Raw genomic sequence first — 14,631 nt, 5'->3', positions numbered from 1 at the left:
CCTCGGGGATCACGCGGGTGTGTCCGCCCGTGTGCTCCGCAGGCTCGGGAACAGGGCCTGGACACGGGCGGGGTCGGGCGTGACGAAGACACCGTCCGCCGTCACCGCGGGGGCCGCCGGGTCCGCCTCGGCACCGATCGAGCCGTGCACGAGGATCTTGCGGCCCTCGGTGCCGGTGACCCGGGCGAAGAGCCGCAGCGGCGTCTCCAGCGGGACGGGCCGGTGGTAGTGGATCTGGAGGGAGACGGTCATGGCGTGCAGCCCTGCCGCGCCGCAGGCCCGGCCCATCAGCTCGTCGAGCAGCATCGCGCTCATCCCGCCGTGCCCGTAGCCGGGCGGCCCCTCGTGGGTGACGCCGAGGGTGCACCGGCCGACGAGGCCGCGGTCCGCCGGCGCCACCCGCAGGGGCGGGGCGAAGGGGCTGCCGACGCCCGTGACGGGGCTGAACATCCGGGTGCCGCCCGGGAATTCGTCCACGTCCGGGATCTCCGCCCTGCGCCGGAGTCGACCGGTCAGCCGCCCGGTGATCCGGCGGACCTCGTCCGCCACCGCGTGCAGGACCTGCGCGGGGGCCGTCGTGCGGACCGCCGTCTCCACCAGGGCCCGTGGTTCCAGGCCGAGTGCGGCGGTCGCCGCCCGGCGGTGTTCGAGCTCTGCCGCGTCGTGCGGGGGAGGGCCACCTGGGAGCGGCGGCGTGGGCGGGGGACGGGGATCAGGTGTCGGCGCGGACGAAGACCGGCTTGAGGTGCTTCTCGGGGAGCGCGTCGGGAAGCTGCTCCCAGTCGAGGACGTGCGAGACGACGCGCGCCGGGTCGACCTTCCCCGAGCCGGCCAGGGCGAGGGCGTCGGGGATGTGGGCGCGGACGTTGTCGCGGGCGACGCGCAGGGTGACACCGGTGAGGTACATGTCGAGCAGGGGCAGTTCGCCGGGGCGGAAGTGGTTGCCCGCGGACTCGCAGACGCCTTCCGGGGCGAGGCACTTGACCGCGAGGGCGAGCTGGTCGACCCGGCCGGTGGCCTCGACGGCGATGTCGAAGCCGTGCGGGACGGGCTCGACCGCCTCGGCGGTACGGGCACCGAAGCCCTCGGCGAGCCGCCGGTGCGCGGGGTCGGGGTCGACGTACAGCACGTCGGAGGCGCCGAGCGCGCGGGCGATGTCGCACACGTACAGGCCGATGCTGCCCCGGGCGACGACCAGGACGCGGGCGCCGGGACGGTTCGCGAGGTGGGGTGCGACCAGGCGCCAGGACAGGGGCCAGTTGTCGCTCGCGGAGGCCATGGCGACGGGGTCGAGGCCGGCGGGCAGGGGCACCAGCATGGCCTCCGCGTACGGCACGCGGACCAGGTCGGAGAAGAGTCCGCCCCAGGTGCCGCCGATCGGAGCCCCGTACATCGCCATGTGCGGGACGGCCGTGCAGTGCGCCGTGAGCCCGGCCCGGCAGTGGTCGCAGGCGCCGCAGTTGACGGACCAGGGGACGACGACCAGGTCGCCGGGGGACACCGTGGTGACGGCGTCGCCGGTCTCCACGACGCGGGCCACGCATTCGTGTCCCAGGGCGAACGGCGGCTCGACGAAGCCGTGACCGGCGAGGATCGCGGAGTCCACGTCGCAGGGGGTGGCGGCCACCGGGGCGACGATCGCCTCCGCGTCGGAGCGGAGGCGCGGGTCGGGGGCCTCGCGCCACTCGACGGTGCGGCGGGCCACGTAGGTCAGTTCACGCATCGGTCCGCTGCCCCTTCGCCAGGGCCACGAGGTCGGCGAAGCGCACGACGGAGCCGCCGGCGCCCCAGGTGCCGTCGGGTTGCTCGTGCACCAGCACCCACACCCGCGGGGCCTCGGCCGGGGGCAGCCCGGCGGCTTCGAGGACGGTCCTGGTGGCGTCCTCGACCAGCCCGGCCCGGCGCCGCTCGGACAGCGCCCCCTGCGGAACGGTCACCTCCACGAGATAGCGCGGCGCGTCGTCCTCGGCCGTGGTCTGTGCCCCTGCGGGCAGCTCGATCAGATAGCTCCACGCCTGGGCGCGGAAGAACGCGGTGTCGGGCGCGCCCTCCCAGCGCAGCAGCACGGCGGCGAGTTCGCGCTGGACCTTCTCGCGGCCCGCGTCGGTCAGCGAACCGGTCGGGGCGGTGAGCCGGATCATCGGCATGGCGAAGTCCCTTCGGGGGTCGGGTCGTCGGGATGGATCGAGACCTGCGCACGGTCCACGACGAGGGCCGTGACGAGGTCTATGACGATCGTTATAAGCGGAGGTCACGCTAGACTATGACGAGCGATATAGCCAGAGGGGAGCACGGTCTTGGCGCAGGAGGGCACACCGTCGCGGGAACGCATCGTGGCCGGGGCGGCCGATCTGATCAGCAGGCGCGGGTTGAACGCCGCGAGCATCCGTAACCTGGCCAAGCACGCCCGGGCGCCCCTCGGCTCGACCTACCACTACTTCCCCGAGGGCAAGGGGCAACTGGCCACCGAAGCCGTGCGCCACGCCGACGCGGCCATCGCCCGCAGGCTGGGCAAGGCGCTGGAGGCGGGCCCCGTCGCCGGGCTGCGCGCGTTCCTGGCCCTGTGGCGCGGCGTCGTCCTCGACAGCGAGTTCCGTGCCGGCTGCCCCGTGCTCGCGGTGTCCGTGGAGGAGCCTCCGGCCGACGAGATCCCGTCGGCCCTCATCGCCGCCGCCGAGGCCTTCGACGGCTGGGAGCGCCTGCTCGCCGACGCGCTGCGCGACCACGGTGTCGACCCGGAGCGGGCCTCCGGCCTCGCCGCGCTCGTCGTGGCGTCGGTCGAGGGCGCCATCGCCATGTGCCGTGCCAAGCGCGGCATCCAGCCCCTCGACCGGGTGGCGGAGCAGTTGGAGGCGCTGATCGCCGGGGCGGTCGCGCAGCGGCCCTGAGGGAGACCGGGCTCAGTCCGTCCGCCCGAGCACCGTCTCGACAAGCTCCCGCCGGTAGGCCGTGTACGCGGTCCGCAACGCGGGTCCCGGCCAGTTCGCCGGAAGCAGGTCGGCCGGCAGGACGGGGTCGGCGAGCAGATGGCGTACGGCCGCCGCGAGCGCGGTGAAACGGTCCGCGGGCTCGCGGGTCCGCTCGATGTGGCCGAGCAGCGCCTCGGCGGTGCCCGCCCAGTCGTCCAGCGGCCACAGGCTCGCCGCCAGGTCTGCCGCGGGCTGCTCGGGGCGGCTGTCGAAGTGCTGGACCGTGGGGCCGAGGCCCGGCGGCCGGGTGTGCCGCAGATTGGCCGGGCGGAGCCAGACGCCCTCCCGGAGCTCGGCGAGCCGCAGCGCCGTCAGCCGCGCGCGCAGATCGGCGCGCTCGGCGGGGCTGCGGCCCGTCGCGGTGACCACGACCATCTCCCAGTCGCCCCGCCATGGCCGGGTCTCGGGGTGCACCGACTCGTCCTGGCGTCGCTGACGGTCCAGGAGTCGGTCGCTGAGCCGGTACACGGCGTCCGAGCGCCGCAGGTCCCCGGCCGCCACCATCCGGCTGAGCGCGGCCCGCAGCGTGGACCCGGCGACCCCGAACGCCTCCACGTGGCGCACCAGTTCGCGCACCGGCAGCTCGGGTGGATGCATGCCCAGCAGCAGGCTCAGGACCACCGACCGCGCGGAGAGCGGCCGCAGTTCCAGCTCGGCGGGCCGCCCCGGCGCGTTCGTCTGCATGACCCGTACTGTACGGGGCGTTCGATCATTGTTACGTCATAGCTGCGACCGTAGAAATAGTGTAATACTCGCGGCATGGTCTCGATACTCGCGCACACGCGGCCGCGCTCCGCCGGCGCCACCCACGACGTCACCAACCAGCCTCCGCCGCTCGTCCCCTACGACGCCTCCGAGGACGCGGCCCTGCTGGAGGGGCTGCGCAGGGAGGGCGCGGAGTGGGCCGAGAAGGACGTCCGGCGGCTCGGGACGGTCGCCGGTGGTGCCGAGGTGCAGGAATGGGCCGAACAGGCCAACCGGTACGAGCCGGAACTGCGCACCCACGACCGCTACGGCAACCGGATCGACGAGGTCGACTTCCACCCCGGCTGGCATCAGCTGATGCGGACCGCCGTGCGTGCGGGTCTGGCGGGCGCGGCCTGGGCGGACGACCGGCCCGGCGCCCATGTCGCGCGCATCGCCGGAGCCCTCGTGTGGGGGCACACGGAGGCCGGACACACCTGCCCGACCTCGATGACGTACGCCGTCGTGCCCGCGCTGCGCCGGCAGCCGGAGCTGGCCGCCGTGTACGAACCCCTGCTGACCGGACGGGAGTACGACCCGGTCCTGCGGGTGCCCACCGAGAAGCCCGGGCTGCTCGCCGGGATGGGCATGACCGAGAAGCAGGGCGGCAGCGACGTACGGGCCAACACCACGACGGCCACGCCGAGTTCCGAGCCCGGTGTGTACACCCTGCGGGGGCACAAGTGGTTCACGTCGGCGCCCATGTGCGATCTGTTCCTGGTGCTGGCCCAGGCGCCCGGCGGGCTGAGCTGTTTCCTGGTGCCGCGTGTCCTGCCCGACGGCAGCCGCAACCCCTTCCGGATCCAGCGGCTCAAGGACAAGCTCGGCAACCGTTCCAACGCCTCCTCGGAGCCCGAGTTCGACGGCACCGTCGCCTGGCGGGTCGGGCCCGAGGGGCAGGGCGTGAAGACCATCATCGAGATGGTCAACTGCACCCGCCTGGACTGTGTGATGGGCTCCGCGGCCCTGATGCGCAGGACACTCGTCGAGGCGGGCCACCACGCGCGGCACCGCAGCGCCTTCGGGGCGCGGCTGCTCGACCAGCCGCTGATGCGCAACGTCCTGGCCGACCTCGCGCTGGAGTCCGAGGCGGCCACGGCACTCACCCTGCGGCTGGCCGGCGCCGCCGACCGCGCGATGCGCGGGGACGAGGGCGAGCGGAGGCTGCGCCGGATCGCCACCGCCGTCGGCAAGTACTGGGTGACCAAGCGCGGCCCGGCCTTCGCGGCCGAGGCGCTGGAGTGCCTGGGCGGCAACGGCTACGTGGAGGACTCGGGCATGCCCCGGCACTACCGTGAGGCGCCGCTGCTGTCCATCTGGGAGGGCTCGGGCAATGTCAACGCCCTCGACGTGCTGCGGGCGTTGACCCGCGACCCCGACACCGCGGAGGCCCTGTTCGCCGAACTCGCCCTGGCCCGGGGCGCGGACGCCCGGCTCGATACGGCCGCCGCCGGGCTGAAGGACGCGGTGCGCGTGGCCGGCCAGGCGGGTGCCCGGCGGCTGGTGGAGCGCATGGCCCTCACCCTCCAGGCGTCCCTGCTGGTCCGGCACGCGCCGGGCGCGATCGCGGACGCCTTCTGCGCGACCCGGCTCGCCGGGGACTGGGGGCATGCCTACGGCACGCTCCCGAACTCCGCCGACCTCGACGCCATCCTGAACCGGTCCCTGCCGGCCGGCTGAACAGGTGCGGGTCGAGGCGGGGGCGTGTGTCGAGGCGCGGGCGCGGACCGAGGCGCGGAGCTCGGGCGTGGTGGCGGAGGCGGGGTCCTCGGGTTTCTCAGGCGCCGAGGGCCGTGCGGATCGCCTCGGCCTTCTCCCGTGTGAACACTCCGCTGTCGAGCAGGGAGAGGACCGACAGCACCCCGCCGCCGGAGCCCCAGCTGCCCTCGTCGACGACCCGGAAGGTGACCCACCACGACGGCGAGGGCCGCGCGACACCGCACGCCTCGGCCAGCGCGGCCAGGATCCGTTCGACGACCTCGGCCCGGACCTCTCGACGCCAGTCGCCGTCCATCACGGTCACATCGACCACCATGACGTCGGCCGCCTGCTCGGCGTCCACCAGCAGCCGCCCGCCGATCGCCATCATGTCGGCGGCCCGCTCCGTGAAGTGGACCTGGAAGCCGGCCCGCGCGGCCGGGGCGAACTGTCCGACCTCGGGCACGAGGACCGCGTCCGTCAGGGTCTCGGCCAGCGTCCGACGCTGTTCGAGGCTCAGACGGCCCTGCGGGGTGTTCACGGTGATGACGGTCATGACGGCCTCCTATGGCGATCGTTATAGAAGGACGGTACACGGGGCTATGACGACTGTTCTAATCGACGGCGAGCGCGTCCAGCAGTACGTCCGCCCCGAACGGCACGGCCAGGGCCCGGTCCCCCAGGTCGGCCGGAACTTCCGGACGGGCGGGGTTCACCCGCACCAGGCGGGCCCCGGGGGTGTGCCGGACGAGGTTCTCCACGGGCCACCGGATCACGCCGGGTGTGTTGAAGCCGGCCCCGATCTCCAGCACGAGCAGGCGGGCGGTGCCGGGCGCCTCGCCCAGCCAGCGGTTCAGCCGGTCCCCCGCGGGCATGTGGGCGGCGTCGACGAACTCAGGACCCACCCGCACGTTCGGGAACACGTCCGCCCCGCAGTTCGGGCAGACGGGCAGGGCGGCCGCATCGGTCACCCGCCCCGTCTCCCGGTCGTAGGCGGCGAGGACGCGATCGAGGAACGGGCGCGCCGCCCAGGTCTCCTGGACGCACGGCACGGTGCACTGCAGACGGCCGTAGTCGCCCTGGGGCGCGAAGACCCGGTCCGGGGCGAAGCCGTTGCGGGCGAACAGCGCGTCCACGTTCGACGTCATCACCCAGTGGTCGCGGTCCCCGATCAGGGAACGCAGCCGCCGGTACAGCGGGTTGGGCTCGGAACCGAAGCGGATGTCGTCGATGTGCACGGCCCAGTAGCCCCACATCATGTCCGCCGGCAGCGGCACGCCCAGTAGATACCGGGAACGCAGGCCCAGCCCGTACAGCGCCGGGAGCAGCTCCTTGAGGCGTGCGGTGTCGCCGTAGTCGTACCCGGCGGCCGCGCTCAGCCCCGCGCCGGCGGCGACCAGCACACGGTCCGCCTCGTCGAGCCAGGTGCGCAGGGCCTGGGCGGCGGCCGTGAGGGAGGCGGGTGACGTCACGTCGTCCGTGGCGCCGTTATGGACGGTCATCTCCAGGGGTCCTTTCGAGCGTCCCGCCCACCGTAGGGCGGGGACCCGACGGGGCCAGGGTCGGATCGGGACCGCTGATGGTCCGAATCCGACAGACGCCGCCCCGGCGGCCCCCCCTCGGGCCCCGTCATTCGTTGTGCAGCACCTGCGCGATCGTCAGCCCGGCCGCGCGCCGGGCCGGTACGTACGCGCCCAGGACGGCGATCAGCACGCCCGCGAGAGCCGGCCCGGCCAGGGCCGGGGCGCTCCAGACGTCCGTCATGTACGACGGCAGGGTCATGTCCACCGCGTCCGCCATACGCGGGACGACCAGCTGGTGGCCCGCCATGCCGAGCGGGATGCCCAGGAGCGAGCCGAGGGCGCCGAGCAGCGCCATCGAGGCCACCGTCATCGCCGTGACCTGGCGTGGTGTCATGCCGATGGACTTGAGCATGCCGAGGTCGCGGCGACGGTCACGGGTGTTCAGGACGACGGTGTTGAAGACGCCGAGCGATGCGACGACGGCGAGCAGGAGAGTGAGCGCGGTGGCGGAGCCGACGATGGTCCGGGTGACGGTATTGGCGCCGGTCGCGGACGGGCTCAGCCCCGGATCCGCGGCTTCGGTGGCGCGGGCGTAGGCTCCCGCGTCGGCCCCGTCGCGGAGCTTGACGTGGTAGGCGATGGGTTTCTCCTCCGGTGCCACTGCCCGCATGGTCGCCCAGTCCGTGACGACGGCACGGGCGTTCGTCTCCATGTACTCCCCGACGACGACCACGTCCGCGCCGCGATCCCCCTTCTCGATCCGGACGCGGTCGCCGACGTCCAGGCCGTGGCCGCGCAGGAAGGCCGATCCCGCCACCACCTCACCGGTGCCCCGCAGCCACCTGCCCTCGGTGAGCACACTGCCCATCACAGGGCGGTCGCCGCGCCGCGCTTCCAGCCACAGCTTCTCCGTGGACCCCGCGAGCCGGACCTCGGTGTCCGCCCTGGCGGTGACCTCGCGGGCGTCCGGCAGCGAGCGCAGCAGGGCGTGCAGGGCCAGGTCGTCGTGGACGGGCTTGATCTCCTTGCCGTCGCGGTACTTCCCCACGTAGACCGTGACCTGGTAGGCGTCGCGACCCGCGTTGCCCACCCGGTCCATCGTCGTGGCCAGGCCCGTCGCGAACGTCACGGTGGTCACACCGAGGACCACGGCCGCGAGCGTGAGGGCGCTGCGCCCCGGCCGGGCGAACGGCAGGCCCAGCCCGAGGCTCACCGAGCGCGGCAGCCGGCTGCCCGCCAGCCGGCGCTGGACGCCGAGCGCCCGGCCGGCGCGCGGTGCGCTGCCCGCGCTGATCGCCCGCGCGGCGGACAGCCGGTGGGCGCGCACCGAGGGCGCGAGCGCGGCGAGGAGGCACACGGCCGGCATCCCGGCCAGAGCGAGGACGTTGACCCAGGGTGCGAGCGAGACGGTGTCGTGGAACACTCCCGCGTCCGGCCCCGTGAACGCGAACCGCAGCAGGGGCCGTGCCGCGAGATTGCCGGCCACCGTCCCGAGGACACAGCCCAGCACGGCCGGGACGGAGATCATCACGAGGTACACGGCCACCACCTGCCCCGGCGTGAACCCCAGCGCCTTGAGGATGCCGATGTGCCGGAAGCCGGAGATCACCGCGCCGCTGACCACATTGGCGACGATGAGCACGGACACGAGGACGCCGAGGATCCCGAAGGCGAGCAGATAGGGCGCGTACGCCCGCGCCGCACTGCCTATCTGCTCCTTGAGGGTGAGGTACGACCGCGAGCCGGCGAGCGCGCCCGACGGCAACTCCCGCGTCACCGCGGCGAGTCGGGAGCGCAGCACACGGTCCGACGAGGCGTCCGTGAAGCGGAACAGCACCTGCGTGGCCTTGGGGTGCAGGGCCTCGATGTGCCCGGGGGCGACCCAGGCGTCGGCGGTGCGGCTCAGATCGAAGGCGAAGCCGACGACGGTGAGTACGGGCCCGGAGGGCAGCCGCAGCTTCTTGCCCAGGTCGTCCGCCGTCCAGTCGGACTGCCGGTTGAGGACGACCTCACCGGGCCCGGTGGCCCAGCGGCCCGCCCACAGGTCCAACCGGCCCACCGGCCCCCCGGGGCCGGGCCGGCCCACGACGGTGAGTTCACTGCCGAGGCCGTAGTCCATGACCGCTCTCGGCAGCTCGACGGTGGCCTGGGGGAAGGGACCCGCGGTCGCCGCGACCCCGGACTGCCGGGCCGCCCGCTCCAGTTCACCGTCCGCGACCTTCGCGCGGTCGAAGGCGGCGACCACATGCGGCCCGCGCTGCCGCGCGAAGGCCTTGTCGAACGGCGACGAGGCCGCGTCGACCAGACCGAGCGCCACCACGATCGCCGTCGTCGAGGTCAGTGTGACCAGCGCGATCACCAGCGTCTGGAGCCTGCGCCGTCGTACCGCCGCACGCGCCGTCCGCCACACGGCCCTCATACGGACGGCTCCAGGGTGTGTTCGCCGCGCACCCGGCCGTCGGCGAACTCGACCAGCCGGCTGGCGCAGCGCCGGGCGAGACGCTCGTCGTGCGTCACCATGATCAGCGTCTGGCCGATCTGGTTGAGGTCGAGCAGCAGGTCCATCACCTGCTCCCCGGCGCGGCTGTCCAGCGCCCCGGTCGGCTCGTCCGCCAGCAGCAGCGCCGGACGGTTCATCAACGCCCGTGCCACGGCGACCCGTTGACGTTCGCCGCCGCTGAGCACCGCCGGATAGGCATGGCGCCGGTCGGCGATGCCCAGCTCGTCGAACAGCTCCAGCGCACGACGGCGGGCCTGCCGGGCCGGAGTGCCCGTCAACTGAGCCGCCAGTGCCACGTTGTCGAGCGCCGACAGGTCGTCGATGAGGTTGAAGAACTGGAAGATCATGCCGATGCGGCGCCGCCGGTACAGGGCGAGCCCCTTCTCGGTCAGTTCCCCCACGTTCTCGCCGTGCACCACCACCGTGCCGTCCGACGGACGGTCCAGTCCGGCGATCATGTTCAGCAGCGTGGACTTGCCGCACCCCGACGGACCCATCACCGCGACCGCCTCACCGGCCCGGATCTCCAGCGACACCCCGTCCAGAGCCGTCGTCTCCCCGTACTCCTTGCGCACACCGTCGAGTCGTACGACGGCCTCCGCGCTGTTGTTCTCGTTCTCCTCGGTGACCATGCACCGGACGCTAGGCGAGTGGCGCCGCCGGGACATCCCTCCCCGGACGGCACCGTGGCCCGCGTCTCATCCCGCAGATGCAGGGGACCGCATCCGGGGGTGGATGCGCGGCGGCCGGCCGGTCTGCGAAGGTGAACCCCATGTGGGAGTGGGGGATGAACGGGCCGGTGGCGGCGCTGGGGGTGGTGACGGCGGTCGCGGGGGGTCTCGCGGTGGCCCTGGTGCGCACCCGGCGCCGGTGGCGGAGGGCGCTGGGGGAGCGCGGCTGGTTGCTCGAACGGGAGCGGGAGAGCGCCGCGCGGGCCGCGATCGCGGCCGAACGCGACCGTATCGCCCGGGAGTTGCACGACATCGTCAGCCACAACGTCAGTCTCATGGTGGTCCAGGCGGGGGCGGCGCGCGAGGTGCTGGGCACCATGCCGGACGAGGCGGCGGCGGCCCTGCTGGCCGTCGAGGACGCGGGCCGCGGCGCGATGACCGACCTACGGCATCTGCTGGGGCTGCTGGCGCCGTCGCAGAACGGGGAGGAACCGGAGGAGGACCCGGACGCGCGGGAGACGTCGGGCGCGCAGGAGGGTGCGGACCGGGATGCGGACATGGCGGGTGCGGACGCGGCGGACGCGGGTGCGCCTGTGAGTGCGGAGGCGGTTGCGGGGGCCGGGTCCCGGGCCGAGGGTGGGGTCGGGGCCGGCCGTGGGGCGAAGGGCGGGGCTGTGGACGAAGCGGGGTGCGTGGAGCGAGGGGCGTGGCCGGAGTCGGCGGAGCTGACGCCCCAGCCCGGGCTCGACCGGCTGGGGCCGCTCGTCGACCGGGTCTCGTTCGCCGGCCTGCCCGTCGAGGTACGGATCTCCGGCGAACCCCGTCCGTTGCCGCAGGGCATCGACGTGACCGCGTACCGGATCGTCCAGGAGGCACTGACCAACGCGCTCAGACACGGTGACGGCGGCAGGGCCGAGGTCACCGTGCGCTACGCCGACCGCGCGCTGCGCGTGGAGGTGCTGAACACCGGCCCCAGCGTGCTGACCGGCGCCGCCCCCGCCCCGTCGCCCCCCACGCGTCCCGCCCCGCGCCACCCGCGCGGCACCGGGCGCGGACTGCTGGGCCTGCGTGAGCGTGTCGCGGTGTACGGCGGCGACCTGGACGCCCGGCGCCGCCTCGGCGGTGGCTACCGGGTCCGCGCCCGCATCCCGCTGGACCGACCGTGACGCCGGCCGGGACGCAGGCCGCGCCGCGCGTGCTCGTGGTCGACGACCAGACGCTGATCCGGACCGGGTTCCGGCTGATCCTCACCGCCCGGGGCATCGAGGTGGTGGGCGAGGCCGCCGACGGCGCGGAAGCGGTGACGATGGCACGCGACCTGGCACCGGACGTCGTGCTGATGGACATCCGGATGCCGAACATGGACGGGCTGGAGGCCACCCGACGCATCCTGGCCGCGAACCCGGAGTGCCGGGTGCTGATGCTCACCACGTTCGACCTCGACCGCTATGTCTACGCGGCCCTGTCGATCGGTGCCAGCGGCTTCCTGCTGAAGGACGTCACCCCGCAGCACCTCGCGGCCGCCGTACGCCTGGTCGACACCGGCGACGCGCTGCTGGCCCCCTCCATCACCCGGCGACTGGTGGAACGCTTCGCCACGGAAGCCGCCGGGCCGCCCGCCGTCTCCGCCGACCTCCAGGTGCTGACCCCCCGCGAACTCGAGGTCCTGACCCTCCTCGGCCGTGGCCTGTCCAACACGGAACTCGCGGCCGAGCTGATCCTGAGCGAGGCCACCGTGAAGTCGCACGTGGCCCGTATCTTCGCCAAGCTCCACCTGCGCGACCGCTCCCAGGCCGTCGTGGTCGCGTATGAGAAGGGGCTGGTCAGAGCCAGGGAGTCCTGACGCGGCGGGCGGCGCCGCGCCGGCTGCGGGGTGATCGCGATCGGGAACGAAGATCCGGTCGGAATCGTTCACGAGTCGCACGCCGATCGAAGGAGCAAGCCCTTGTCCGCCAGACCGACGGACCCTCCGAGCAGACCCTCGGATCCCCCGAGCAGACGCTCGCAGCCGAGGAGCGGGCCGGCCGACTCCGGGAGCGCCCCCTCGCACTTCACGAGCACGCCCGCTGTTTCCGTGAGCGCCCCCTCGGACTCCGCGAGGTCTTGGCGATGAGCGTCCTCAGCGCCGTGCTCGGAGTGCTGGCCGTGCTGGTCCTCACCGCCGGTACCGGCTATTTCGTCGCCCAGGAGTTCGCCTACGTCTCCGCCGACCGCCTCGCCCTCGCCCGTGAGGCGGAGGCGGGCGACCGGAGGGCGGCCCGGGCCCTGAAGGTGCTGGGGCGGCTGTCGTTCATGCTCTCCGGCGCCCAGCTCGGCATCACCGTCACCGGCCTGATCGTCGGCTTCATCGCCGAGCCGTCCGTCTCCGCCCTCCTCGAACCCGCCCTGACCGGTGTCGGCGTCCCCGAGGGCGCGGTCGGCGGCATCTCCGTGGTCGTGGCCTTCGTCGCGGCCACCGTCGTCCAGATGGTCTTCGGCGAGCTGGCCCCGAAGAACCTCGCGCTCGCCGTCCCCGAGCGGCTGGCCAAGTCACTGGCCGCCTCCACGCTCGCGTATCTGAAGGTCGTGGGCCCCGTCGTCCACATCTTCGACGGCGCCGCGAACAAGCTGCTGCGCAAGGTGGGTGTGGAGCCCGTCGAGGAACTGCACCACGGCGCGACCCTGGAGGAGCTGGGCCACCTCATCGGTGAGTCCCACGAACAGGGCGAGCTGCCCACGGACACCGCCGAACTCCTCGACCACGCCCTGGAGTTCTCCGAGCGGACCCTGGACGAGGTCATGGTGCCGCGCGCGGGCGCCGTCTTCGTCCACAAGGACGCCTCCGCCGCCGAGGCGGTCGAACTGATCGCACGCCACGGCCACTCGAACTACCCGGTGCTCGGCGACCACCCGGACGACGTCGCCGGAGTGCTCGGCGTGCGCGAACTGATGCGGCTGCCCGCGCAGCCCCTCACCGCCACCACCGCGGGTGCCCTCGCCCGTCGCCCGCTGCTGCTGCCGGACACCCTGCCGCTGCCGGACGCCGTGACCCGGATGCGGGAGCGCGACGACGAGTTCGCCGTCGTCCTGGACGAACACGGCGGGGTCGCCGGCATCGTCACCTACGAGGACATCGCCGAGGAACTCGTGGGCGACATCGCCGACGAGTCCGACACCGTCGTCGAACTCGCCGTCCCCGACGGGACCGGCTGGCTGGTGGACGCCGGGCGCCGCCTCGACGAGGTCGCCGACGCCACCGGTGTCGCCCTGCCCGAGGAGGAGGACTACGACACCGTCGCCGGCCTGGTCGTCGACCGGCTCGGCCGCTTCCCGGCCATCGGCGACCGGCTCACCGTCGACCTGCCCGACGGGGGGAGCGCGGTCATCGACGTACGCACCCTCGACCGCCACGTACCGGACACGGTCCGGCTGGAGCGGCTGCCCGCGCGCGAGCGCGAGGAGGAACAGGCATGAGCTTCCCCATGGCCCTCTTCGTCACCGTCCTGCTGCTGATCGGGAGCGGCTTCTTCGTCGCCGCCGAGTTCGCGCTCGTCGCCGCCCGACGCCACCGTGTGGAACAGGCCGCCGCCTCGGGCCGGAGGGGCGCCCACGCCGCCCTGGCCGGCATGCGGGAACTGTCCCTGATGCTCGCCGGCGCCCAACTCGGCATCACCGTCTGCACCCTGGGCCTGGGCGCCGTCTCCAAGCCCGCCATCTCCCATGAACTCGACCCCCTGCTGCACGACCTGGGCCTGCCCAGTGCCCTCAGCTACGGCGTGGCCTTCATGGTCGCCATGGTCGTCGTGGTGTTCCTGCACATGGTCGTCGGCGAGATGGCCCCCAAGTCCTGGGCCATCGCCCACCCCGAGCGATCCGCGATGCTGCTGTCCCCGCCCTTCCGGGCCGTGGTCCGCACCGTCCGCCCGCTGATCGGGCTGCTCAACCGGGTCAGCAACGCCCTGGTACGACTGTGCCGGGTCACCCCGCGCGACGAACTCGCGTCCGTCCACAACCGCGAGCAGCTCACCCACCTCGTCGAGGAGTCGCAGCGTCTCGGCCTGATCAGCGCGGCCGACTCCGAGCTGATCACGCGTTCGCTGACGGAGCCCGAGACCCCGGTGCGCGACCTCGCGGTCCCGGCCGCCGAGATCACCTCGGTGGACGCGGACGCCGATGTCGAGGCCGTCCTCCGGGCCGCCGCCGACCACGACCGCACCCGCCTCCTCGTCCGCGCCCCGGACGAGACGGTCCTCGGCTCCGTCCACGCCCGTGACGCCCTGGTCGCCCGGACGAGGGGCCGCGCGGTCACGGCCCGGGCCCTCGCCCGTCCCGTACCCGTGCTGGGGCACGACGCGACCGTGGCCGACGCCATCGACGTCCTGCGCCGGCACCGCGCCACACTCGCCGTCGTCCACGACACCACGGGCCGCCTCACCGGCCTGGTCAGCCTGGACGATCTGCTGGCCCGCTATCTGCAACCGAGGCGGGTCTGACACGGGGCGGACAGCCGAGGGGCCCAGGGGCCGGTGGGCGCCAAGCGGTGCCGG

General features: G+C 73.7%; 14 protein-coding genes. 6 read left to right on the top strand and 8 right to left on the bottom strand.

Annotated elements, in window-relative coordinates:
- Nucleotides 1-9 precede the first annotated feature (9 nt).
- The 3 genes from HW837_RS39585 to HW837_RS39575 form a co-directional block, all read right to left on the bottom strand.
- Complete coding sequence (locus tag HW837_RS39585; RefSeq protein ID WP_313895650.1) at nt 10-597, bottom strand: PaaI family thioesterase; 588 nt, start codon at nt 595-597, stop codon at nt 10-12.
- Between the two features lie 115 nt (nt 598-712).
- Complete coding sequence (locus HW837_RS39580) at nt 713-1,723, bottom strand: zinc-dependent alcohol dehydrogenase (protein WP_193381652.1); 1,011 nt, start codon at nt 1,721-1,723, stop codon at nt 713-715.
- Entirely contained in the window at nt 1,716-2,147 is a 432-nt protein-coding gene (locus HW837_RS39575; protein WP_045561791.1) for a tautomerase family protein, read from the bottom strand. The genes HW837_RS39580 and HW837_RS39575 overlap by 8 nt, the downstream gene beginning before the upstream one ends.
- Before the next feature lie 150 nt (nt 2,148-2,297).
- Here HW837_RS39575 and HW837_RS39570 point away from each other — a divergent pair, with 150 nt between their 5' ends.
- A complete protein-coding gene (locus HW837_RS39570; protein ID WP_193381653.1) occupies nt 2,298-2,888 on the top strand; it encodes a TetR/AcrR family transcriptional regulator in 591 nt (196 codons plus the stop codon).
- A gap of 12 nt (nt 2,889-2,900) precedes the next feature.
- Here HW837_RS39570 and HW837_RS39565 read toward each other — a convergent pair whose 3' ends face one another.
- Nucleotides 2,901-3,653 (bottom strand): PaaX family transcriptional regulator C-terminal domain-containing protein, encoded by a 753-nt coding sequence (locus HW837_RS39565; protein ID WP_045561793.1) that lies wholly within the window; start codon nt 3,651-3,653, stop codon nt 2,901-2,903.
- 75 nt (nt 3,654-3,728) lie between these two features.
- Here HW837_RS39565 and HW837_RS39560 point away from each other — a divergent pair, with 75 nt between their 5' ends.
- Entirely contained in the window at nt 3,729-5,393 is a 1,665-nt protein-coding gene (locus tag HW837_RS39560; protein ID WP_193381654.1) for an acyl-CoA dehydrogenase family protein, read from the top strand.
- A 97-nt stretch (nt 5,394-5,490) separates the two neighbouring features.
- On the opposite strand, the gene HW837_RS39555 is transcribed toward HW837_RS39560, so the two are convergent.
- The 4 genes from HW837_RS39555 to HW837_RS39540 all read right to left on the bottom strand — a co-directional run bounded on the left by HW837_RS39555 (nt 5,491) and on the right by HW837_RS39540 (nt 10,066).
- Nucleotides 5,491-5,967 (bottom strand): tautomerase family protein, encoded by a 477-nt coding sequence (locus tag HW837_RS39555; RefSeq protein WP_193381655.1) that lies wholly within the window; start codon nt 5,965-5,967, stop codon nt 5,491-5,493.
- A 58-nt stretch (nt 5,968-6,025) separates the two neighbouring features.
- Nucleotides 6,026-6,913: an SIR2 family NAD-dependent protein deacylase gene (locus tag HW837_RS39550; protein ID WP_196789997.1), complete on the bottom strand. Its 888-nt coding sequence runs from the start codon at nt 6,911-6,913 to the stop codon at nt 6,026-6,028.
- A 127-nt stretch (nt 6,914-7,040) separates the two neighbouring features.
- Complete coding sequence (locus HW837_RS39545; protein ID WP_193381656.1) at nt 7,041-9,353, bottom strand: ABC transporter permease; 2,313 nt, start codon at nt 9,351-9,353, stop codon at nt 7,041-7,043.
- Nucleotides 9,350-10,066, bottom strand: coding sequence for an ABC transporter ATP-binding protein (locus tag HW837_RS39540; protein ID WP_045561798.1), 717 nt, complete (start codon nt 10,064-10,066; stop codon nt 9,350-9,352). The genes HW837_RS39545 and HW837_RS39540 overlap by 4 nt, the downstream gene beginning before the upstream one ends.
- 155 nt (nt 10,067-10,221) lie before the next feature.
- Here HW837_RS39540 and HW837_RS49770 point away from each other — a divergent pair, with 155 nt between their 5' ends.
- The 4 genes from HW837_RS49770 to HW837_RS39520 all read left to right on the top strand — a co-directional run bounded on the left by HW837_RS49770 (nt 10,222) and on the right by HW837_RS39520 (nt 14,577).
- Nucleotides 10,222-11,271 carry a sensor histidine kinase gene (locus HW837_RS49770; protein WP_193381674.1) on the top strand — a complete coding sequence of 350 codons (1,050 nt, stop codon included), beginning with the start codon at nt 10,222-10,224 and terminating at the stop codon, nt 11,269-11,271.
- Nucleotides 11,268-11,948, top strand: a complete 681-nt coding sequence (locus tag HW837_RS39530; protein ID WP_045561799.1) for a response regulator — start codon at nt 11,268-11,270, stop codon at nt 11,946-11,948. The genes HW837_RS49770 and HW837_RS39530 overlap by 4 nt, the downstream gene beginning before the upstream one ends.
- Before the next feature lie 266 nt (nt 11,949-12,214).
- Nucleotides 12,215-13,558: a hemolysin family protein gene (locus HW837_RS39525; protein ID WP_045561800.1), complete on the top strand. Its 1,344-nt coding sequence runs from the start codon at nt 12,215-12,217 to the stop codon at nt 13,556-13,558.
- Nucleotides 13,555-14,577, top strand: a complete 1,023-nt coding sequence (locus HW837_RS39520; protein WP_045561801.1) for a hemolysin family protein — start codon at nt 13,555-13,557, stop codon at nt 14,575-14,577. The genes HW837_RS39525 and HW837_RS39520 overlap by 4 nt, the downstream gene beginning before the upstream one ends.
- Nucleotides 14,578-14,631: the final 54 nt, after the last annotated feature.

Source organism: Streptomyces caniscabiei, from assembly GCF_014930365.1.
Classification (GTDB): domain Bacteria; phylum Actinomycetota; class Actinomycetes; order Streptomycetales; family Streptomycetaceae; genus Streptomyces; species Streptomyces caniscabiei.
Note: the sequence above shows the minus strand (reverse complement) of the source record. Positions and strands in the feature narration are given on the sequence as shown.

Excerpts from the sequence above, each read along its gene's own strand:
- HW837_RS39555 (WP_193381655.1), bottom strand. The coding sequence starts at position 5,967 with ATGACCGTCATCACCGTGAACACCCCGCAGGGCCGTCTGAGCCTCGAA.
- HW837_RS49770 (WP_193381674.1), top strand. The coding sequence starts at position 10,222 with ATGAACGGGCCGGTGGCGGCGCTGGGGGTGGTGACGGCGGTCGCGGGG.
- HW837_RS39560 (WP_193381654.1), top strand. The coding sequence starts at position 3,729 with ATGGTCTCGATACTCGCGCACACGCGGCCGCGCTCCGCCGGCGCCACC.
- HW837_RS39540 (WP_045561798.1), bottom strand. The coding sequence starts at position 10,066 with ATGGTCACCGAGGAGAACGAGAACAACAGCGCGGAGGCCGTCGTACGA.
- HW837_RS39550 (WP_196789997.1), bottom strand. The coding sequence starts at position 6,913 with ATGACCGTCCATAACGGCGCCACGGACGACGTGACGTCACCCGCCTCC.
- HW837_RS39565 (WP_045561793.1), bottom strand. The coding sequence starts at position 3,653 with ATGCAGACGAACGCGCCGGGGCGGCCCGCCGAGCTGGAACTGCGGCCG.
- HW837_RS39575 (WP_045561791.1), bottom strand. The coding sequence starts at position 2,147 with ATGCCGATGATCCGGCTCACCGCCCCGACCGGTTCGCTGACCGACGCG.
- HW837_RS39580 (WP_193381652.1), bottom strand. The coding sequence starts at position 1,723 with ATGCGTGAACTGACCTACGTGGCCCGCCGCACCGTCGAGTGGCGCGAG.
- HW837_RS39520 (WP_045561801.1), top strand. The coding sequence starts at position 13,555 with ATGAGCTTCCCCATGGCCCTCTTCGTCACCGTCCTGCTGCTGATCGGG.
- HW837_RS39525 (WP_045561800.1), top strand. The coding sequence starts at position 12,215 with ATGAGCGTCCTCAGCGCCGTGCTCGGAGTGCTGGCCGTGCTGGTCCTC.
- HW837_RS39545 (WP_193381656.1), bottom strand. The coding sequence starts at position 9,353 with ATGAGGGCCGTGTGGCGGACGGCGCGTGCGGCGGTACGACGGCGCAGG.